Raw genomic sequence first — 20,021 nt, 5'->3', positions numbered from 1 at the left:
ATCAAGCGAATTGAGGATGATGAATGGCCGATTCAAATACAGCGATTTCTTGGTCCAGCATCAGATTGAGCAAAGGATTTGTGATTCGCTTTTCTGACGAGTGGAAGTTGCTGTAAAATTTTCCGAGCGCAAAAAAACCTGCAGGAATGCCGCCCCATCTCGGCAGTAACTCACGGATCAATGAAAGATTACTTGCTCCACCGTTTTCGCCAGGTGAAGTACTTAGCAGCATCACGGGTTTATCTGCAAAAACTCTTTGGTTTATTCTCGATAACCAGTCGTAAAGATTTTTAAAAACTGCCGGCGGCAGCCCGTTATGCTCAGGGCAAGCCAATACAAATCCATCTGCTTCGGTGAAGGTTTGATGAATACGCAACACCTCGCCAGGCACGCCTTCATTTTCTTCAATCAATTCGTTGTAAAAAGGAATACTAACATCAGAAAGCAACATGGTTTGAACTTCAGCACCTGTGAGTTTTAAACACGCTGCAGAAAGTAACAACCTGTTTATAGAGTTCGGTTTATTGCTTGCACATATTGCCAGAATACGTTTCATTACTAGTATATTTTTAATCAAAATTCTCAGGAATTATGGGACTAAAAAATAATGTGGATTAAGAAAAAGCGAAAAAAAATGCAGCTTTTCAAACGTTATTATAACTCATGATCAGCTTTTCAAGTGAAGCCAATCTTCATAGCTGATTACGTTCATTTCCGGTTTGAGTGTGCCGGGTAATATGTCAATAACTTCCAACGAGGACCGTTGGGGTCATCAAAATAAATTGAAACAGTTGGCATCCAAAATAAACCTGAACAGGGATTTCAGATAATGAGCAATGTGGGGCCTTCCCATCGCAACAGAAGTTACCAGCGTGCACGTTCAAAAATATACTTAAAGAAATTTCAAACAGGCATTGCTGTTAATGAAAACGAATACAGCTATCCTGCAAAAGTGAAAGTGAATACAGGTTTGTTTCTGCGTAAGCTTTTTTTTAAATTCTACTTCCGTACACGCCCCCGTTCTTTGTCTACTATCCGGCGCTTTAGTGTACTTAAGAATTCCGGCGACATTCCAAGGTATGAAGCGATATGTTTTTGCGGAATCTGCATATCCATTTCAGGATATACATTCCTGAAAGCAAGATAACGCTGCTCTGCATCCATGCCCAGCGCTTCTAAAACTCTCCGATGAAAAGAAGCATATGCCCGTTGTATCAACAATCGGAAAAAGCGTTCCATCTTTGGTACTTCGTGATATAAAACCTGCAGATTTTCATAAGAAAAAGCCAATACCTCTGTTGGCTCCAGTGCTTGTGTGTACATGCTGGCTTTTGTTTGCGTGATGAAACTTGGAAAATCACCCACCCACCATTTACTGATGCCCAACTGTACAACATGCTCATGCCCGCTTGGTTCAATATAGTAAACACGGGCGCTGCCTTTAATAATAAAATTTGTAAAGCGGTTTACTTCTCCTTCGTTATTTAAAAATTCACCACGTTTAAATTCTCTTGGAGTTGTACGGTCGAGCACTAACTCCTCTTCTTCCTGAGTAAGTTGAATGAAGTTCCGGATATTGTCAAGCAGCAATTGATGTGGCATATACTAAAATAAGAAAAGGTTTGAAAAGATGTTCAAACCTTTTACACCAGTTTACCATGAAAACCTACTGTTGTTTGTTACCTCTAAGCGGATACAAAATGCAAACCAAGCCGCTTGCAATCAATAGAAAACTTACCAGTAAATTACCCGTAACCGGTTCGTTGAAAAACAGGCTGCTCCAGCAAAAAGCAAACACAGGAATGATAAATGTAACCAACGACGCTTTTACCGGTCCCGCACTCTGTACCAACTGAAAATATAAAAGATAACCAGCCACCGTGCTGAGTAACGCAAGACATAAAATAATCACAACTGTATTGGCCGTTAAGTGTATGGTTATACTCAGCGGCAGCGCAACGGGTAAAAGTAACAGTGAGCTGAACAGCATTTGCCCCGTTACAATCTGCAAAGCACCAAGGTTCTTAAAATTTATACGAGTATAAATATTAGCCGAAGCATAAGCCACTGCAGCAAACAAACAAAGAGCAGTTCCTTTAAACGCACTTGCAGGTTGCGGATGACTATTCCAACCCACAAGTACAACCACACCAACAATGCCAAGACAGATGCCTGCTATTTTACGAACTGTGATTTTTTCATTAAGAAAAACAGCAGCCAGCAACAATGTAAAAATGGGTGTTGTGGCATTCAGTGTGGCACCAGTTGACGCAGTTACATAACGGGAGGCATAGGTAATACTAGCATAAGGCACGATAAGATTCAATAAGCCTGCGAGCAGGAACGCTTTGTAGTTCGATTTGAAATCGGGTAACTGCTTTTTTACGAATGCCAGTAGCAAGATAAACACAGTACCGATGACAATACGTGCAGCACTCGTAAAGAAAGCGCCTGTTAAAGGCAATGCCAGTTTCATAAACAAATACGAACTGCCCCAGATAGCTCCCAGGAGCAACAGCTTTATCAAATCCGCAAACTGCATAAACTTGAATTATACTTCAATAAATTCTCCGTCAAGAGGAATAAGAACCGTTTGGGTAAACTGATGCGGTTTAAGAAAATCCTGCAATTCACTTCTTGTTAAACGGCAATGATTCACCGCTTCCATATGCACAATAACCACAGTTGCATGCGGCTTACATGCAGAAAGCATTTGCAGCACATCCTCTTTGTTGAGTGTTACCGGCTCACCGAAACTAAATTGTGCCGCACCACTGTTTGCAATGATCACATCGGGCTGAAAACGTTGCAGGTTATGCTTCAATGATTCGCCCCAAACAGTATCGCCGGTTACATAAATTGTTTGATGTGGCGATTGAATTACAAATCCACTTGCAGGAGAAAGTTTGTCGAGCAGTTCGCCATGCCCGTGCTGCGCAGACACACGTTCAACAAGCACATGATTACAAAGAGATTGTTCAGTTGTAATTAAATTACAAAATCCTTGTGCCCGCAATACGGGTTCATCCTCTGGCTGACAGATCACCTGCATTGTCTTTGGCAGTAAAGCAACTGCTTCTTCATCCCAATGATCGGGATGCAGATGTGTTAATAAGATTACATCTGTTGAGTTGATAATATTTTGCAACATCTCCTTTGAAACCGGCAAATCGACCAAAGGATTTCTGCGGTCATCTGACCAAGGTATAGGATCGAGATGTTCTTTTGCACTAAACATCGGATCGACCAGCAACTGAAGCCCGGTTGTGTTAATGACAACTGTTGCATTTCGCAATAATTGAATGTCCGTTTTCATATACATTTTTTTACAACGCAAAAATGTATTACATCGAAAACGAAAAAAATAATCTGCTTTAAGAAATGAATAGGTGGTGACGCTTATGTTTAATTGCCGGTGGTTTTTTCTTCTTCCAACTTATCCACCACAACCACCAGATCCGTCAAACTTACCGTAATCGGAATAGCTCCCAACTGAACCACTGCGTTCTTGCCCCGTAGTTCTTTTACAATACCCACCTGGCGGTTCTTCATCATTTTCACTTTTACGCCTGGCTTTATTTCCCCACCCACTTCCTTGAATTTTTCGTTGAGCTTTTTGTCTTTTTTCTCAGCCACCTGCTTCTGCTTTTGATCAAACAGCAAAGCATTGATCTGCTTCATAACGTCAGCCTTGTTGTCGCTTCTCCTCCACTCCTGCACAATGGCTTTGAGTTTGCGATCCATATCCTTGAGATAAGCGATGCGGTCTTCCGTGATCTTATTCTGCTGTTTCAACAACTCTACCTGCTGCTGATGTTTTTCTCTATTGAGCACCTGCTCCATCTCTTTTTTCAACCGCTCGTTTTCTTTCAGCAAACGATGCAGTTCCTTTTCTTTCTTCTCGATCTGACGGAGATCACTCTCTGCCGTATTCAACAATTTATCTAACCGGAAATGATCTTCATCTACCAATGCCCTTGCACGGTCGATCAATTGTTTGCTTAAGCCGATACGTTCTGCAATGGCAAACGTGTAAGAACTTCCGGGCTTACCGAATATCAGTTTATATAAAGGCTGCAAACTTTTTTCATCGAAACTCATGGCCCCGTTCACAATACCGGGCGTGTGGTTCGCCATTACTTTCAAATTGAGATAGTGTGTTGTAACAATGCCAAGTGAATGTTTCTTCACCAACTCCTGTAAGATCACTTCAGCAAATGCACCACCAAGATTGGGATCACTGCCACTTCCTAACTCATCAATAAAAAACAAGGTGCGGCCATTTGCTGTTTCCATGAAGTGTTTCATGTGCAGCAAGTGACTGCTGTAAGTACTCAAATCATATTCGATGCTTTGCGTATCACCAATATGGATCATCACCTGTTTGAAAATACCAAACTCACTATCTGGATGCACAGGTACAAGCAAACCACTCTGCACCATCAATTGCATCAACCCAACTGTTTTCATGGTAACTGTTTTACCACCGGCATTGGGTCCTGAGATCACCAATATCCTGCTCTTTTCATCAAGACGAATGTTTGTAGGAATCGTTGGCTTTTGATTTTTCTTATTGTACAACAACAACAACGGATGATAGGCTTCTCTTAAGTCGATCACTGCTTTATCCGTCAGCATTGGGAAATTTGCCTGCATATCAACGCCCAGCTTTGCTTTTGCCCTGATGAAATCATATTCACCTAATATGCCGTGATAAGTTGTAAGCAACGATGCATACACAGAAAGTTGCTCCGTTAATTCCCGGAGAATGCGATACACTTCCCTGCGCTCTTCATTTTCCAAACTGAAAATATCATTGTTGAGCTCAATGGTTTCTTCCGGTTCAACAAATACTGTTCTTCTTGTTTCACTTTCGCCATGCAGAATACCTTTCACCTGTCGCTTTTGTTCTGCAAACAATGCCACTACCCTTCTACCGCTTAAAAACGATTCTTCAATATCAGCTACATAACCTTGTTTCTGTAAACGCTTCAACACTTTTTCAAACTCACGACGTAATTCATTTCGCTTTCTGTATAAACTCATGCGAATATTTCCCAGCTCTTCACTCGCATCATCCTTCACCACACCACTGTCGTCCAGTACATCATTGATGAGTTCAAGAATTACTTTTTCGTAGTACGTTCCTTCAATTACTTCTGTTAAAGCAGGGTAAGCCGATCTGCGATCTGCATCAAACCAACGAAAAATACTTTGTGCGTTAATGGCCAGTTTGCGGATCTGCACCAATTGCTCTTCCGTTAACACCGCACCGGGTATTGATAATAATTTCAGTTCACGTGAAAGATTGAGAATATAATCAGTAGGGAAATACTGACCCTGCTGCAGCAACAGCATAAACTCATAACTCTGTTGCAACTCCAGCTTTATATATTCCTTTCGTGTATGGATACGAAGCTCCTGTGCCTTGTTTTTTGCATACTCCGTTTTGCAATGCTCATGTAACAACGCCTTCACTTTATCAAACTCCAGCTGCACGAGGGCCGAATCGGGAAAAAATTTAATCACAGAAAAACCACTTTTATGTTGCCGGCAAAGGTAATTCTATTCAGCGTTCCTTGCGTCGCACTCTTGTACAACAATGCCCGCCGCAGCAACTATCTTCAATGTAGCTTTCCGCCCGGTTTCTTAAATTGCGGTAAATAACTGACTGATGAGATTTTGTTTACTGTTTCTTGCTTTTCTTCCCTGCTTTGCTTTTACACAAACCAGCTATGAGGATTCGCTCAACCTGTTCCTGAAAAAATATGTAGCCGATCATGAAGTGGTAACCGGCAACGATAAGCAAAAGATGAAGTTTTACCCGGTGCAGCAACAGTACCGGATTAACGCTGTTTTTGAGCGAAAAGAAAACAGCCCATGGTTTATGATGAGCACATCTGGCAACACCAAACAACAATACCGAGTGTATGGGATCATCCGTTTCAATATTTATGACACAGCAGTTGCATTGCACATTTATCAATCACGCTCACTCATGAGTTCTGAAAAGTATAAGGAACATTTATTTATACCCTTTACCGATCTCACATCGGGCAGAGAAACTTATGGAGGCGGTCGTTATATTGATCTGAATATTTCTGATATAAGCAACAATACATATGTGATCGATTTCAACAAAGCCTATAATCCCTATTGCGCCTATACAACAGGGTACAATTGCCCTATTCCACCAAAAGAAAACGATTTGGCTGTAGCCATAAAAGCAGGCGAACTGAATTATACGAAATAATTAATTTTTCAACCTGCGGGTTATCAGGTGCAGGTTTAATTTTTTATACCGATCAACAATCATAACGATATAGATCATATCCAACACAAAACATAATACACCAAGAAGCTGCAGGAAATAACTATAGCGCTGGAATAACACAATTGTTGCAGCAAGTGTGCCGGTCATCTTCAAAAATGCAATACCGAACGATTGACCTCGTAGGTCCTGTTGTTTTAGTAACAGATCGATAAAAGAGGCAGACATAAACACATTGATCAGAAAGGCCGAATATGTAATTGCTTTTTCACCAAAATCCAATTGCATTAAATAGAGAAAACTAAAAGCAGAAATTAAGGTGAATAACACAAATGGTATGAAAAAACGACGGTTGGTTTCTTGCCATGCTCTGGCTCCGTACAGGATGAAAGAAGTAAAAATCACAACATCAAAAAAAAACCAAACCCTGTTAACCCATATTTGAATTTCCTGCCCTTGGTTCAAAAAAACAAACGAATACAAAAATTCCCAAAACATATTAAATGCCAATACAATTGCAGGCATTCCGCACATTTTATCTTTAAAAGACCGGTAAATAATCAACAGGTAAACTATGGTCCATGATATACCAAGTGTAGCTAATATGAGTAAAGTAATAACTGTGCTTTTGTCCATTTCTTAAAATCTTATCTGTTATCATTCTTTAATTTGAAGATAGCACAAGAAGATAAAACTTGAAAGGAAACGTTAAAGGCGTTCTAAAATCATTAAATTGTCGTCCGTACTACAGCCAGATGAAAACCTCTGGCACAATTTTGCACGTACATTGCATATTGCAAAAAAACAAGAACGATATGTGGAGCAAATTACTTTTGAGCATTTTGACTGTAACCGGATCGTTTCAATTTTTTTCCTGTGTTACAAGTGAACCGAATAATAAAACTATGAGCGATAATTTATCAAGCGTTGCCTTTGCAGGAAGCACCGGCAATGAAGGAGCAGCTACTGATACTGCCACATTTGGCGCAGGGTGCTTCTGGTGTGTGGAAGCTGTATTTCAACAAGTGGAAGGTGTATTAAAAGTAACCAGCGGTTACTGTGGCGGACATGTTGTGAACCCGACCTACGAGCAGGTGAATACAAAAACCACCGGCCATGCAGAAGTAGCACAGATCATCTTTGATCCCAAGAAAATTTCTTTTGATGAATTGCTGGAAATCTTCTGGCAAACACATGATCCTACAACATTGAACCGCCAGGGAAATGATGTGGGTCCGCAATACCGAAGTGCAGTGTTTTATCACAATGCAGAACAGAAAGCAAAAGCCGAAAAGTATAAAGAAGAACTAAACAAGAGTGGTGCGTTCAGTGCCCCGATTGTTACAACAGTTGAAGCTTACAAAAACTACAGCGAAGCAGAAAACTATCACCAGAATTATTACAACCTCAATAAAAATTCAAATCCTTACTGCTATTATGTAATTAAACCCAAGCTGGATAAGTTTGATAAAGTATTCAAGGATAAGAAGAGAAAAAGTTAAGAAATTAAAGGTACAAGATACAAGTAGAACAAGGCACAAGAAGTAAGGCAACTGAACCTTGTGCCTTGTTATTTTTGCTTGAGCCTGGTTACCTGAGTTTTACCTTTCTTAATTCCAGCCAGTTTAATGCATTTGGTTTAAATCCCTTTACAGCTGGCTGCACGAGATGGATCACCATATCATACCATAACGGTACAATTGGAGCGTCGTTCATCAGCATTTGATCCATTTGCCGGTAGAGTTTGTAACGGACGGAATCGTTTGGTTCTTTTGTTGATTGCTCATACAATGCATCATACGCAGCATTTTTATAACGTGTATAGTTCGGTGGTGCAGGATTTTTTCCATAGAACACACTGAGATAGTTTTCTGCATCAGGATAATCGGCGATCCAGCTTGCACGAAAAAACAGCGCTTCGCTTTTTGATGTTTGGGTAAGCAATAAACTTTTTTGCACCGCTTCCACTTTTACATTCAAACCAATATCCTGCAACTGCCGGGCAATATAACTACCCAGATCAGCATAGATAGGAATCGTCAATAGTTTTATCTCCGGCACATCTTTCATAGAGTTAAAACCAGCCTGCTGCAACAATGTTTTTGCTTTTGCAGGATCATACGAATAACCTTTCACAATCGTTGAATCGAAGCTTGGCAAACCTGTTGGCACAAAGCCACTTTCAGCAGCAGTTCCTATAGAGTTGCGGAGATAAAGCATCATCTTTCTGCGGTCAAATCCATAATTGATCGCCTGCCTTATTGCCTTTAACCGCAATGGAGAATTCTTCACCAACGGATTAGTTGAATCAACCAGTATTCCGATATATTCAATATTGAGATATGGATGTCTATTAAGCACCACTTTATCCTTCCATTCTGCACGCAACTCACCTTTTTTATTCAGCACCTCATCTTTAAACGAAGCATCAATATCATTAATGAAATGAAGGTTCCCCTGCCTGAATTCCATGAACTCACTCGCCTTATTATCAAGAAAACTCACTTTCACACCATCAACATAAGGTAAACTTTCACCTGCACTATCTTTTTCGAAATAATTTTTATTCTTTACAAGAATCAACGCCTGACCTTCTTCCCATGCCTTGAATTGAAAAGGCCCTGTACCGCAGGGATTGCGTCTGAAATCAGGTCCATATTTCTCTACCACTTCTTTTGGCACAATGGAACAATACACATTACTCAGCACACCAAGTATCTGCACAAAAGGTCGCAGCACCGTAATACGGAATGTTGTATCATCAACAGCAGTAAAACCTGTTGCTGCATCAACCCTGTTGTTGAATATCCATGCACCAGGACTTGCTGTACTCTTATCCATCAACCTTTGAAAGCTATAGACCACATCAGCCGCCGTCATCTTTCGTCCTTTTCCATTCGGGAAGGCGCTATGATCATGAAAGAACACATCATCACGTAAATAAAAAGTTACCTGCAGGCGATCATCACTAACAAGCCAGCTTTTTGCCAGCGAAGGAACAATGTTTAGTTGATCATCTGTTTCAACGAGTGTGTTGTATAACTGATGCGTTGCCCAAATGACAGATTGACTTTTGGCAAATGCAGGATCAAGTGAACTGATACCGCTTACTTCATTGTAACGAAAAATATTCTGCTCATTCTTTTTGGCTTTGCCGCAGGAAAGGAGGACTAAAAATGAAAAATGAAGAATGATAAATAAAAAATGAGTAAATGCGCTTACCGGGAGCAATATTTTGCTTACCATTCTTACTTCTCTTTTATTTTTCGCTTTCTGCATAAAGAATTACAGCTAAATTTAGGCTCAAATATAAATCCGGTGCAAAAAAAGAATTTATCAGCTTACCTCAGCTTATTTCTGTTCCTGTTATTTCAATCCGTACTTGTTCAATCGCAATCTTTTCATAATAACGAAAAACTTACGAAACAAGATACATTACGTGGCTCCATAACTCCTGAGCGTGCCTGGTGGAATGTGGTGAAGTATGATTTAGCTGTAACCCCCAACTTTAAGAATTTTACCATTAGTGGCAGCAATACAATTTCCTTTAAATTGGTGAAGAAGAAAGGCAACCGTATGCAGATCGATCTGCAGGATCCATTGGTCATTGATAGTGCTGTCTTAAACGGAGTTCCTGTGAATTTCAGCCGTGACGGACATGCATGGTATATTGAAATGCCCAAACGCAGAATGCCCAAAGTGTTAACTGCCGATAAAGATCTGCATCAACTCTACCTTGTTTATCATGGTGTACCAAAGCCGGCTTTACGTGCTCCCTGGGATGGCGGGGTAGTTTGGAAAAAAGACAAGAACGGAAATCCATGGATCAATGTTGCATGTCAAGGTTTGGGTGCAAGTGTATGGTGGCCATGCAAAGATCACCAAAGCGACGAACCGGATAATGGTGTAAGCATCAGCATAACTGCTCCTGACACGTTGATGAATGTTTCAAACGGAAAATTACAAAACGTAGTGGCAGATGGAAAAGGAAACAAAGTGTGGACATGGGTTGTAACGCAACCTATCAATCTATACAATATAACAATGAACGTAGGCAAGTATGTACATTTCAGCGATACATTGAATGGAGAGAAAGGAAAACTTGATCTTGATTATTATGTTCTCGATTACAATCTTGATAAAGCTAAAAAACAATTTGAACAGGTGAAGCCAATGCTTCGTGCGTTTGAATATTGGTTTGGCCCCTATCCTTTTTATGAGGACGGATACAAACTGGTAGAAAGTAATCATCTTGGCATGGAACACCAAAGTGCCGTTGCTTACGGCAACGAATACATGAATGGTTATAAAGGGAACGATCTCAGTGGTTCTGGCTGGGGATTGAAATTCGATTTCATCATCATTCATGAAAGTGGTCATGAATGGTATGGAAACAACATCAGCAGCAAAGACATTGCCGATATGTGGGTGCATGAAGGTTTTACCAATTACAGCGAAACACTTTACACTGATTATATTTTTGGCACAGAGGCAGGTGATGCTTATGTGCAGGGTGTGCGCAGAAATATCCGTAACGATATTCCGATTGTTGGCAAATACAATGTGAACAAAGAAGGAAGTGGTGATATGTATCCAAAAGCGGCTAATATGATTCATATGGTGCGCCAGATTATTGGCGACAAAAGCAGCTTTCGCATGCTTTTACGTGATATGAATGAGAAATACTACCACAAAACTGTTACAGGCGCAGAGATCGAAGATTTTATTTCGAAACGTACAGGATACAACCTCGATAAAATGTTTGATCAATACCTGCGTACTACCCAGGTACCAACGCTGGAATATTTTCTTACTACAGAAAACAACACACAGTTATTATATTACCGCTGGACGAATTGCGTGAAAGGTTTTAATATGCCTATTCGATTGCCCGGCAACAGCAATCCAAAATATGGTTTGCTGCTGGCTACTGAAAACTGGCAGAAATTCCGTACCAATTTTAAACAAGGTGAAGACATCAGCAAACTGATGGATAAGAACTTTTATGTTACTTATAAAAAAGTAAAATAATATCTTCGGCCACTCATGGGACAAATCAGGAAACAAGCCATTATCTCCAGCATTGTTATTTACATTGGCTTTTTTGTTGGTTTTATCAATACCTGGCTTTTCACCAAAAACGGCATCTTCACTCCCGAAGAATATGCACTTACCCGCTTGTTTTTTGATGTAGGTCAGCTCATGTATGCGGTTGCCAGTCTTGGAACAATATCGGTTATCTACAAATTTTTTCCTTACTACAAAGACAATCTTGATCCAAAAGAAAATGATTTAGCAACGTGGGTACTTGTAACAGTAATTGGCGGTTTCTGTTTGGTAGTGATTGGCGGACTTATTTTTGAACCGTTGATCGTGCAAAAATTTTCCGGTCGCTCGCCTTTGTTTGTTGATTATTACAAGTGGGTATTCCCCTTTGGCTTGGGACTGCTGTTGTTTACCATTCTTGAAACATTAAGTAACAACGCAAGGAAAACCATTTACCCGGCTTTTCTCCGTGAAACAGGGTTCAGGTTAATCACAACCATACTGATTACGTTATACCTTTTCAACTGGCTCAGCTTTGATCTGTTTATTAAAGTATTTTCATTCAGCTTTCTCATTACTGCAATACTACTCGCCATTTCATTGAAGAAGAACGGTCAACTCCATTTTACATTTACGGCAAGTCGTGTAACAAAGAAGTTCAAAGCAAAGATGATCACCCTTGCAGCATTTGTTTTTTCGGGGCAGGTCATTTTTATTTTATCGCAGGTAATGGACAGTATTTTTATTGCGAGCTTAATGGGGCTTGTTCCCACAGGCATCTTTGCTCTCTCTTCCTACATCGCAAATTTAATCCAGATACCGCAACGTAGTATGATCTCCATTACACTTCCTGCTTTATCGCAGGCGTGGAAAGATAAAAACATGCAGGAGATCAACCGTATTTACAAACGATCTTCAATTAATCTCTTAGTTGCTGCACTGTTTATCTTTGGAGGAATATGGCTCAACATTGAAGATGCATTTCGTTTACTGGATATTCAATCACAATACAGTACCGGACTTGCTGTTGTTTTTATTCTCGGCATATCGAGAATTATTGATTCAGGTACAGGGGTAAACTCGCAGATCATAATGACCTCTACACAATGGAAATTTGAATTTCTTACGGGTGTATTGTTATTGTCGATCAGCTTGCCTTTAAACTATGTCTTGATCAAAAAATTTGGTATTGAAGGAAGCGCCTACGCCAACCTTGTTGCTTTCATCATTTACAACGCCGTTCGTTATACATTTTTATGGAAACGTTACAACCTGCAACCGTTCAGTATAAAAACTGTACTTGCACTTGCAACCGGAATCATCGCTTACTTTATCAGTTATTATGCTTTAAATAATATGACAGGCTGGATAGGTATTGTATTGCGCAGCAGTTTATTTGCAACAATATTTACTGCGACTGTATTTGCGCTAAAACTTACACCTGATGCCTTGCAATTAGTGGATGTGGTGAAGAAACGTTTCGGAAGAAAATAACTTAACTGAATTTCTTCAACTCATTCAATGTTACTCTTCCTTCGTAAATGGCTTTACCTACGATTGCTCCATTGCAGCCGATCTCAGCTAATTCATCCAAGTCTTTCATGGAACTTACGCCACCACTTGCAATGAAATGCAGTTGAGGGAATTTCTGAAGGATGTTTTTATAAAGTTCTGTTGATGGGCCTTCGAGACGACCATCTTTGCTTACATCGGTGCAGAAGATCTGCTGCACACCATGATTGATATATTTTTCAATAAAATCGTAGATCCAGATATCTGTTGTTTCTAACCAACCACCCACAGCGATCTTTTCATTCTTTACATCAGCACCCAATAAAAATTTCGCTGCACCAAATTGTTGCAACCAGCTGACAAACTTTGTTTCATCTTTCACCGCAATGCTCCCAACTGTAGCCAATGCTGCACCTGAATTCAAAACAATCTTCACATCTTCTTCCTGCTTAATACCACCACCAAAATCAATTATGAGTGAAGTTTTAGAAGTGATCGTCTCAAGCACTTTCCAGTTCTTGACAGCACCAGCTTTTGCTCCATCGAGATCAACGAGGTGCAAACGCTGCAATCCTGCTCCTTCAAATTCTTTTGCTACTTCTAAAGGATGTTCGTTGTAAATTTTCTTTTGAGCGTAATCACCTTCTGTTAAACGCACACATTTCCCGTCGATGATATCAATGGCTGGTATGATCTGCATACTATTGGTCTAAAAAGTTTTTTAAAATTTGTTCACCCACTTTCGCACTCTTCTCTGTGTGAAACTGTACGCCATAAAAATTATCTTTCTGTACTGCACCTGCATACTCCAATCCATAGTTTGATGTTGCAATACAATATGGATTCATTTCTGCATAATAACTATGTACATAATAGACATAGCTGTGTTCAGGCACATCTTTAAATAGATCAGTCTTTAAATTGTAAATGTCATTCCAGCCCACCTGCGGCACTTTGATCGGAATATCAGGACTGATCTCTTCGCTGCGGAACAATTTCACTTTCGCAGGAATAATACCCAGGCACTCTGTATCATTTTCTTCTGAATGCTCAAACAGCAACTGCATACCCACACAAATACCCAATACCGGTTGCTTCAGTTGTTTAATGATCGCATCCAACCCTTTCTCCTTCAAACTATCCATGGCGCTGCGTGCAGCCCCCACACCGGGAAAGATGACTTTATCAGCAGCAAACAATTCATCCTGATCATCCGTCACTTTTGCATCAACACCCAACCGCTCCAATGCGAACAGCACCGATTGAATATTTCCTGCGTTGTATTTTACAATTGCCAAATTCATAGTAACTTTCTTTTATCATTAGCGACAATAGCTCATCCGGTAGAGTGCGAGTTTCCCAAACTCGAGGTGGCGGGTTCGAGTCCCGTTTGTCGCTCAACCTAACACTCCAGCCAAAAACTGTTTCGTTGCTCCTGCAACATCATTCGTTCCTTCCAATGCTTTAATATAGGCAGTACCAATAATAGCACCATTCGAATTTGCGCAAGCCTTATCAAACGTTTCTTTGTCTTTAATACCAAAACCAACCAACAAAGGATTTTTCAACTGCATCGCTTTTAGTTTTTGCAGATACGCATTTACATCGGTCATATTCTTATTACTTCCTGTTGTGGAAGAAGAAGAAACAGCATATAAAAAACCAGTACTTAAACTGTCTAGCTTTTTAATACGCTCATCACTTGTCTCAGGTGTCACCAGGAAAATAAAATCTAATCCATTTGCTTTGATGATTGAACCATACTCTGTTTCAAATTCATACTCCGGAAGATCAGGTAAGATCAAACCATCAACACCAACCGCTGCCGCATCCTTACAAAAACGTTCAAAGCCATATTGCAATACAGGATTCATGTAACCCATTAAAATGATGGGCACATTAATTTCTTTTCGTGCATCTTTTAATTGGACAAATAACGTTTCGATCGTCATACCGTTTGCTAATGCAATGGTGCTGCTGTGCTGTATCACCGGACCATCTGCCAATGGATCACTATATGGCATACCGAGTTCAATCAGGTCGGCACCGCTTTCCTGTAACGCTTTCATTACTTCAATTGTACTGTTCAACTGAGGATAACCTGCTGTGCAATACACATTGAGAACGTTCTTGCTTTTTCTGTCGAATAATGTTTTAATTCTGCTCATAACCTCATCCGCCCTTCGGGCACCTTCTCCTCGAGGAGAAGGAAGCCAGGCTTTTAGTTTATAATGTTTCTTTTGTACTTATAATCTGGTATTCTATTTCTTATCAGGCATATTCTCAACAAACTCTCTGATCTTTTTCAACACCAAACTCATATCATTTAGCACTTCTTCATTTCTAAATCGAAGCACCATAATTCCCAATTCTTTTAATTCGTACGTTCTTCCCTCGTCGCTTTCCTTTGCGTCTCTGCTATTATGCACTGAGCCATCCACCTCAATCACCAATCTCTTCTCATGACAATAAAAATCAGCAATGAATTTATCAAGCGGATGTTGTCTCCTAAACTTCAGTCCATCCAGTTTTCTGCTTCTCAAGTTCCTCCACAATAAATCCTCTGCAACCGTTTCATTCTTTCGCAAGTCTCTGGCATACTCAAATAACTTCCCAACGGAACCTTTATGCAAATTATCGTTGTGTGAGTCTGACATAAATTTAAATTTCGGAGTGACATTTCTCCCTCTCCTCAAGGAGAGGGTTGGGGTGAGGTCAAGTCAACTCTCCATTACTTTCATATACGTCGCCAAATCCTTATCTCCTCTTCCACTCAAACAAATAATCACCTGGTCGTCTTCTTTAAATTTATAATTATGCAACACTGCAAACGCATGCGCTGTTTCCAACGCCGGAATAATTCCTTCCAGCTTACTGACTTCAAACGCCGCATCCAATGCTTCTTCATCTGTTGCACTTAAAAATACACCCCTACCACTTTCAAATAAATTTGCATGCATCGGACCAATGCCGGGATAATCCAATCCTGCCGAAATACTATGCGGCTCCACCACCTGTCCATCTGCAGTTTGCATCAACAAACTTTTGCTGCCATGCAAAATACCCGGCTTACCAAGTTGTGTTGTTGCTGCACTTAGCCCACTATTCACACCATGACCTGCTGCTTCAACAGCGATCAACTGCACACTCAATTCATCTAAGAAATGATAGAACGCACCGGCTGCATTACTGCCGCCACCCACACATGCCATTACATGCGTTGGCAAATCTTTACCCGTATGCTCTTTTAACTGCCAGCGCATTTCTTCACTGATCACACTTTGAAACTTCGCCACCATATCAGGATAAGGATGCGGACCTACCACACTGCCGATGATATAATGTGTATCGTTCGGATTATTGATCCAGTCACGAATGGCTTCATTCGTTGCATCCTTTAATGTTTTACTGCCGCTTGTTGCAGGCACAACTTTTGCACCCAGCATTTTCATACGGGCCACATTCGGCGCCTGGCGTTCAATATCTTTTTCGCCCATGTACACAATACACTCCACACCTTTCAACGCACACACCGTTGCTGTTGCCACACCATGTTGCCCCGCACCTGTTTCTGCAATAATGCGTTTTTTACCGAGACGTTCAGCCAGCAAAATTTGTCCAACGGTATTATTGATCTTATGCGCACCGGTATGACAAAGATCTTCCCGCTTCAACCAAATGTTGGTATTGAATTGTTTGCTCAACCGCTTTGCATAAAATAACGGCGTGGGACGACCGACATAATCTTTCAGCAACGACCTGAACTCCTTTTGAAAAGCAGCATCGCTCATAATATCGAGGTAACGGCTCTGCAGCTCCTCCACATTCCGATGCAGCATTTCAGGGATATACGCTCCACCGAATTTTCCGTAATAACCTTGCAAAGAAGGTTTTTGATATGTTGTTTCCATCGTTTTATATTTTAATGATACCAGCTTTTGTTTTTCATGGCATCAACTGTTGCGTCGCAATCCCTTCATCGGTTGTGCAAAAAGCATCAATTAAGCTTTCCTATTTTCCGAGGTTGATATTCTATTTTCGGCGGAATCAATAAAGTCCATTGGGCCTCACTGCTTAATCTATTCAAAGCCTTATATAAAGCTCCCAATCCAAAATTTCCCCAGTGTCCATAATCATCAATCTTTTTTACACCTCCTTTATAATTAATTACCAGGTGAGAAGTTCCAGCATCGTAAATATTTTCCATTTCAAAACTATCTTCCAACTTCCAAAGGTTAACCTGGCAAATCAAATTATTTATGCTATCAAATATTCTTTGTTCTAACTGGAATTGATAAATCTTTTTTTTACCCATTTCAAAATCTTCCCTTCGAATGACTCCATTAGCAAACAAAGTAAGATGGCTGTACCGATACGACGATGAAACCCAATTTGAGGAAGTGTAATACTTAATGCTATCAAACCCTTTGTTACATTTACTACCCACATTCACGAACTCCCCTTGATAATAATTAAGCGTATCAAACCGAACAACTTCTTTCCTTTTTTCTTGGAAAAGTCTTGCCAAAATGAAATGATTATCCCCATTCAACAATCTAACAACACTCCCAATAAAATGCTCATATCGTTGCCAAAGATATTTTACATCGTAATTACCCGATGGATTAGATACAATTGCCGTGATATTAAACCCATCGAAATACTTTTGAAACAGCATTCTTTCAGCATAACTAACAACCAAATCCAACTTACCATCATTATTAAAGTCAGTAGTTATTTTTTGTATGCTTTGTATGGAATCAAATATTGAATTCTCGGCAATCTGTTTCTTTTCTTTCAACTCCTTTCCAGTTACAAAATGCACATTCTTATATTGCTTTCCTGTTTGCTGACAAATAAATAGTTTCAACAAAGAATCGTTGGTCAACTCTTCGACTCTTAATTGAGCAACCGCATAATTGGCGTAAAACAAGATCAACAAACAAATAGTCTTTTTCATAATAGTTGTTTATCAAAGCTGATGTCCAAAAACCTTCGTTTACATAGATTCATGCTATGCGCCTCCGTATCTCTGTGTTTCAACCTTGTCATCTCAACTCTCCCACAAACTTCTTCACCAATTCCATATCCTTCACACCGGGCATCGTTTCAAACTTGCTGTTCATATCCAATGCAAAGAGATCCTTCGCTACCTCCTCTTTTACAAATTCTTTGATGGCTGCTGCATCGGTCGGCTCAATGCCACCGCTTAAAAAAAACGGTTTACCGATAGTCAATCCCTTCAGCATATTCCAATCAAACTTCTTTCCTGTTCCCCCATAACCGGCACCCATCGTATCAAACATATACATATCCACCGCTTCCACATAATCTTTGATCTTCCAGGGAATATTATCATCCTCTGTGATACGAAATGCCTTGATCAGCGAAATATAATCACTCACCTTTTCACAGAACTTCGGTGTTTCATCACCATGTAACTGCACCATGTCCAACCCGAAATTCTCCACATGATTAATGATCTCATCATACGACGCATTGACAAACACACCCACCTTGTACACTTTCAGCTTTGCCCGTTTCACCTGCACACCGGTTAAATGTTTCAACACAAACCTTGGTGACTTGTGATAAAAGATCATACCGGCAAATTCAACACCCATCTCGCCCAATTGTTGCATTTGTGCAAGATCCGTCATGCCGCAAACTTTAATTCTCATAAGCTCTGCTTTAAAGGGTTGGTTGTAAACAAAAGCAATCGTTTCGAATGGCCATCTCCAATCCGTAAGACTAGGGCGTCAGACGGCAGAACTCACTATTTCATTCCCAACTTAAACTGCAGCACTAAACTCATATCTTTTTCACCCGGTGCTTTCTCCACTTTGCTGTTAATATCCACGCCATAAAAATCAGGATGCTTGAATGCTTTGATCCGTTTTACATCTTCAATACCGATACCACCACTCAGGAAAAACGGTTTTTCAATTTTGCTTTTTTCAATTACAGCCCAGTCGAATTGTTTGCCTGTGCCACCTTTCTGATTACCACTCTTCGTATCAAACAAATAATAATCACATGCTTCGTCATAAGGCGCTACCAATGCATCAATATCTTTTACTGATTCATCAATATGAAATACTTTGATCACTTCCACATCTTCATTCAGGTCAGAACAAAACTCAGGTGTTTCTTCACCATGCAATTGCACTACATCCAAACCATAATCTTCTATCGCATCAAGGATGTCACTGTAAGAAGGATTTACAAACACACCTACTTTCTTCATGTCGTAATCCGCTTTCTTGATCTCTTTCTTATCCAACTTCCCTTCAACATAACGTGGAGAATCCTTGTCGAAAATAAACCCGACAAAATCAATGTCCAATCCTTCTAACTGTTGTACCTGTTTCAATTGGGTAATACCGCAAACTTTAATATTCATGCTTCTGCTTTTTTAATTGTTGTGTGAATTGTTCAAATGCCTGTCCGGGGTTTTCTTCTTTCATAAAATTCTCACCAATCAAAAATCCCCTGAAGCCGTTTGCTTTGAACAACAATATATTTTCAACGGAACTGATACCGCTCTCTGCTACTTTTATTTTATCTGACGGTATCTGTTTTGCCATCCGCAAGCTACGTTCAATATCCACTTCAAATGTTTTTAGGTTACGGTTGTTGATACCAACGATCTCTGTTTCTTCACAAATATGCTCCAGCTCTTCTTCTGCATGCAGTTCCAGTAACACTTCCAGTCCAAGCGATTTGGCAAATGTCGCCAATCGTTTCACTTCTGCAGGCGTTAAACAGGCAGCGATGAGCAAAATTACATCAGCACCCATTGCTTTTGCTTCCGTAATTTGGTATTCATCAACGATGAAGTCTTTTCTTAAGACAGGAATTTCATTCACCCTTGCTTTCAGCAGATCATCTGTACTGCCACCAAAGAACTCTTCATCAGTCAGCACACTTAAACAGGATGCTCCATTGTTTGTGTAAGCAGTTGTTACATCCACCACATCTGCTTCACCATTTATCACACCTTTTGATGGCGACTGACGTTTGAACTCTGCAATAATACCCGTCTTCGAATCATCGAGCAGAAACTGCTTTAATGAAAGAACCGGCCTTGCATACAATGGTCGCTGCTGCAATTCTGCTACGCTCGTCTTTGATTTCCGCTCCTCTACTTCAATCCGTTTCTGTGCTATTATTTTATCTAGAATATTCATGC

20 protein-coding genes and 1 tRNA gene are annotated in these 20,021 nt (G+C 40.2%); 5 read left to right on the top strand and 16 right to left on the bottom strand.

Features of this window, described 5'->3' with window-relative positions; all coding sequences use genetic code 11:
• Position 1: 1 nt before the first annotated feature.
• From H4075_RS10415 to H4075_RS10395, 5 genes are all read right to left on the bottom strand, one after another.
• A complete protein-coding gene (locus H4075_RS10415) occupies positions 2 to 556 on the bottom strand; it encodes an NADPH-dependent FMN reductase (protein WP_182806449.1) in 555 nt (184 codons plus the stop codon).
• A gap of 443 nt (positions 557 to 999) precedes the next feature.
• Positions 1,000 to 1,602 (bottom strand): Crp/Fnr family transcriptional regulator, encoded by a 603-nt coding sequence (locus H4075_RS10410; RefSeq protein ID WP_182806448.1) that lies wholly within the window; start codon positions 1,600 to 1,602, stop codon positions 1,000 to 1,002.
• Positions 1,603 to 1,666: 64 nt separating this feature from the next.
• A complete protein-coding gene (locus tag H4075_RS10405) occupies positions 1,667 to 2,542 on the bottom strand; it encodes a DMT family transporter (RefSeq protein WP_182806447.1) in 876 nt (291 codons plus the stop codon).
• A gap of 9 nt (positions 2,543 to 2,551) precedes the next feature.
• Positions 2,552 to 3,316 (bottom strand): MBL fold metallo-hydrolase, encoded by a 765-nt coding sequence (locus H4075_RS10400; RefSeq protein WP_182806446.1) that lies wholly within the window; start codon positions 3,314 to 3,316, stop codon positions 2,552 to 2,554.
• A gap of 89 nt (positions 3,317 to 3,405) precedes the next feature.
• Positions 3,406 to 5,526: an endonuclease MutS2 gene (locus H4075_RS10395; RefSeq protein WP_182806644.1), complete on the bottom strand. Its 2,121-nt coding sequence runs from the start codon at positions 5,524 to 5,526 to the stop codon at positions 3,406 to 3,408.
• A 148-nt stretch (positions 5,527 to 5,674) separates the two neighbouring features.
• On the opposite strand from H4075_RS10395, the gene H4075_RS10390 reads away from it, so the two are divergent.
• Entirely contained in the window at positions 5,675 to 6,253 is a 579-nt protein-coding gene (locus H4075_RS10390; RefSeq protein ID WP_182806445.1) for a DUF1684 domain-containing protein, read from the top strand.
• On the opposite strand, the gene H4075_RS10385 is transcribed toward H4075_RS10390, so the two are convergent.
• Positions 6,254 to 6,907 (bottom strand): transmembrane-type terpene cyclase, encoded by a 654-nt coding sequence (locus H4075_RS10385; RefSeq protein ID WP_182806444.1) that lies wholly within the window; start codon positions 6,905 to 6,907, stop codon positions 6,254 to 6,256. It abuts the gene before it with no gap.
• A 269-nt stretch (positions 6,908 to 7,176) separates the two neighbouring features.
• Here H4075_RS10385 and msrA point away from each other — a divergent pair, with 269 nt between their 5' ends.
• Positions 7,177 to 7,773 (top strand): peptide-methionine (S)-S-oxide reductase MsrA, encoded by a 597-nt coding sequence (gene msrA, locus H4075_RS10380; protein ID WP_182806443.1) that lies wholly within the window; start codon positions 7,177 to 7,179, stop codon positions 7,771 to 7,773.
• An 88-nt stretch (positions 7,774 to 7,861) separates the two neighbouring features.
• Here msrA and H4075_RS10375 read toward each other — a convergent pair whose 3' ends face one another.
• Entirely contained in the window at positions 7,862 to 9,550 is a 1,689-nt protein-coding gene (locus tag H4075_RS10375) for an ABC transporter substrate-binding protein (protein WP_255460442.1), read from the bottom strand.
• 39 nt (positions 9,551 to 9,589) lie between these two features.
• Between H4075_RS10375 and H4075_RS10370 the strand changes: the two genes are divergently transcribed.
• On the top strand, positions 9,590 to 11,302 hold the full coding sequence (locus H4075_RS10370) for a M1 family metallopeptidase (protein ID WP_255460441.1): 1,713 nt from the start codon (positions 9,590 to 9,592) through the stop codon (positions 11,300 to 11,302).
• 15 nt (positions 11,303 to 11,317) lie between these two features.
• A complete protein-coding gene (locus tag H4075_RS10365; protein ID WP_182806440.1) occupies positions 11,318 to 12,811 on the top strand; it encodes a lipopolysaccharide biosynthesis protein in 1,494 nt (497 codons plus the stop codon).
• 1 nt (position 12,812) lies between these two features.
• Here the strand turns inward: H4075_RS10365 and hisA are convergent, their stop codons facing one another.
• Together hisA and hisH are read right to left on the bottom strand one after the other, a co-directional pair.
• On the bottom strand, positions 12,813 to 13,529 hold the full coding sequence (hisA, locus tag H4075_RS10360; protein ID WP_182806439.1) for a 1-(5-phosphoribosyl)-5-[(5-phosphoribosylamino)methylideneamino]imidazole-4-carboxamide isomerase: 717 nt from the start codon (positions 13,527 to 13,529) through the stop codon (positions 12,813 to 12,815).
• A gap of 1 nt (position 13,530) precedes the next feature.
• Positions 13,531 to 14,133, bottom strand: coding sequence for an imidazole glycerol phosphate synthase subunit HisH (gene hisH, locus H4075_RS10355; protein WP_182806438.1), 603 nt, complete (start codon positions 14,131 to 14,133; stop codon positions 13,531 to 13,533).
• A 21-nt stretch (positions 14,134 to 14,154) separates the two neighbouring features.
• On the opposite strand from hisH, the gene H4075_RS10350 reads away from it, so the two are divergent.
• Positions 14,155 to 14,227, top strand: a tRNA-Gly gene (locus H4075_RS10350).
• Here H4075_RS10350 and trpA read toward each other — a convergent pair.
• The 7 genes from trpA to trpC form a co-directional block, all read right to left on the bottom strand.
• On the bottom strand, positions 14,227 to 14,997 hold the full coding sequence (trpA, locus tag H4075_RS10345) for a tryptophan synthase subunit alpha (protein WP_182806437.1): 771 nt from the start codon (positions 14,995 to 14,997) through the stop codon (positions 14,227 to 14,229). The genes H4075_RS10350 and trpA overlap by 1 nt on opposite strands.
• A gap of 93 nt (positions 14,998 to 15,090) precedes the next feature.
• On the bottom strand, positions 15,091 to 15,486 hold the full coding sequence (locus H4075_RS10340; protein ID WP_182806436.1) for an endonuclease domain-containing protein: 396 nt from the start codon (positions 15,484 to 15,486) through the stop codon (positions 15,091 to 15,093).
• Between the two features lie 63 nt (positions 15,487 to 15,549).
• Positions 15,550 to 16,740 (bottom strand): tryptophan synthase subunit beta, encoded by a 1,191-nt coding sequence (gene trpB, locus H4075_RS10335; RefSeq protein ID WP_182806435.1) that lies wholly within the window; start codon positions 16,738 to 16,740, stop codon positions 15,550 to 15,552.
• Between the two features lie 86 nt (positions 16,741 to 16,826).
• The gene (locus tag H4075_RS10330; RefSeq protein WP_182806434.1) at positions 16,827 to 17,789 is read right to left on the bottom strand and encodes a hypothetical protein; all 963 of its coding nucleotides are present in this window, start codon (positions 17,787 to 17,789) and stop codon (positions 16,827 to 16,829) included.
• An 88-nt stretch (positions 17,790 to 17,877) separates the two neighbouring features.
• The gene (locus H4075_RS10325) at positions 17,878 to 18,510 is read right to left on the bottom strand and encodes a phosphoribosylanthranilate isomerase (protein WP_182806433.1); all 633 of its coding nucleotides are present in this window, start codon (positions 18,508 to 18,510) and stop codon (positions 17,878 to 17,880) included.
• A gap of 95 nt (positions 18,511 to 18,605) precedes the next feature.
• Positions 18,606 to 19,232, bottom strand: a complete 627-nt coding sequence (locus H4075_RS10320; RefSeq protein ID WP_182806432.1) for a phosphoribosylanthranilate isomerase — start codon at positions 19,230 to 19,232, stop codon at positions 18,606 to 18,608.
• Positions 19,222 to 20,019, bottom strand: a complete 798-nt coding sequence (gene trpC / locus H4075_RS10315; RefSeq protein ID WP_182806431.1) for an indole-3-glycerol phosphate synthase TrpC — start codon at positions 20,017 to 20,019, stop codon at positions 19,222 to 19,224. Before trpC ends, H4075_RS10320 begins: the two co-directional genes overlap by 11 nt.
• Between the last annotated feature and the right edge of the window lie 2 nt (positions 20,020 to 20,021).

This window comes from Lacibacter sediminis (assembly GCF_014168535.1).
Lineage (GTDB): Bacteria > Bacteroidota > Bacteroidia > Chitinophagales > Chitinophagaceae > Lacibacter > Lacibacter sediminis.
Note: the sequence above shows the minus strand (reverse complement) of the source record. Positions and strands in the feature narration are given on the sequence as shown.

What these genes read in the sequence shown, in the direction of transcription:
- H4075_RS10415 (WP_182806449.1), bottom strand. Translation starts at nt 556, where the DNA reads ATGAAACGTATTCTGGCAATATGTGCAAGCAATAAACCGAACTCTATA.
- H4075_RS10410 (WP_182806448.1), bottom strand. Translation starts at nt 1,602, where the DNA reads ATGCCACATCAATTGCTGCTTGACAATATCCGGAACTTCATTCAACTT.
- H4075_RS10405 (WP_182806447.1), bottom strand. Translation starts at nt 2,542, where the DNA reads ATGCAGTTTGCGGATTTGATAAAGCTGTTGCTCCTGGGAGCTATCTGG.
- H4075_RS10400 (WP_182806446.1), bottom strand. Translation starts at nt 3,316, where the DNA reads ATGAAAACGGACATTCAATTATTGCGAAATGCAACAGTTGTCATTAAC.
- H4075_RS10390 (WP_182806445.1), top strand. Translation starts at nt 5,675, where the DNA reads ATGAGATTTTGTTTACTGTTTCTTGCTTTTCTTCCCTGCTTTGCTTTT.
- H4075_RS10385 (WP_182806444.1), bottom strand. Translation starts at nt 6,907, where the DNA reads ATGGACAAAAGCACAGTTATTACTTTACTCATATTAGCTACACTTGGT.
- msrA (WP_182806443.1), top strand. Translation starts at nt 7,177, where the DNA reads ATGAGCGATAATTTATCAAGCGTTGCCTTTGCAGGAAGCACCGGCAAT.
- H4075_RS10375 (WP_255460442.1), bottom strand. Translation starts at nt 9,550, where the DNA reads ATGCAGAAAGCGAAAAATAAAAGAGAAGTAAGAATGGTAAGCAAAATA.
- H4075_RS10365 (WP_182806440.1), top strand. Translation starts at nt 11,318, where the DNA reads ATGGGACAAATCAGGAAACAAGCCATTATCTCCAGCATTGTTATTTAC.
- hisA (WP_182806439.1), bottom strand. Translation starts at nt 13,529, where the DNA reads ATGCAGATCATACCAGCCATTGATATCATCGACGGGAAATGTGTGCGT.
- hisH (WP_182806438.1), bottom strand. Translation starts at nt 14,133, where the DNA reads ATGAATTTGGCAATTGTAAAATACAACGCAGGAAATATTCAATCGGTG.
- trpA (WP_182806437.1), bottom strand. Translation starts at nt 14,997, where the DNA reads ATGAGCAGAATTAAAACATTATTCGACAGAAAAAGCAAGAACGTTCTC.
- H4075_RS10340 (WP_182806436.1), bottom strand. Translation starts at nt 15,486, where the DNA reads ATGTCAGACTCACACAACGATAATTTGCATAAAGGTTCCGTTGGGAAG.
- trpB (WP_182806435.1), bottom strand. Translation starts at nt 16,740, where the DNA reads ATGGAAACAACATATCAAAAACCTTCTTTGCAAGGTTATTACGGAAAA.
- H4075_RS10330 (WP_182806434.1), bottom strand. Translation starts at nt 17,789, where the DNA reads ATGAAAAAGACTATTTGTTTGTTGATCTTGTTTTACGCCAATTATGCG.
- H4075_RS10325 (WP_182806433.1), bottom strand. Translation starts at nt 18,510, where the DNA reads ATGAGAATTAAAGTTTGCGGCATGACGGATCTTGCACAAATGCAACAA.
- H4075_RS10320 (WP_182806432.1), bottom strand. Translation starts at nt 19,232, where the DNA reads ATGAATATTAAAGTTTGCGGTATTACCCAATTGAAACAGGTACAACAG.
- trpC (WP_182806431.1), bottom strand. Translation starts at nt 20,019, where the DNA reads ATGAATATTCTAGATAAAATAATAGCACAGAAACGGATTGAAGTAGAG.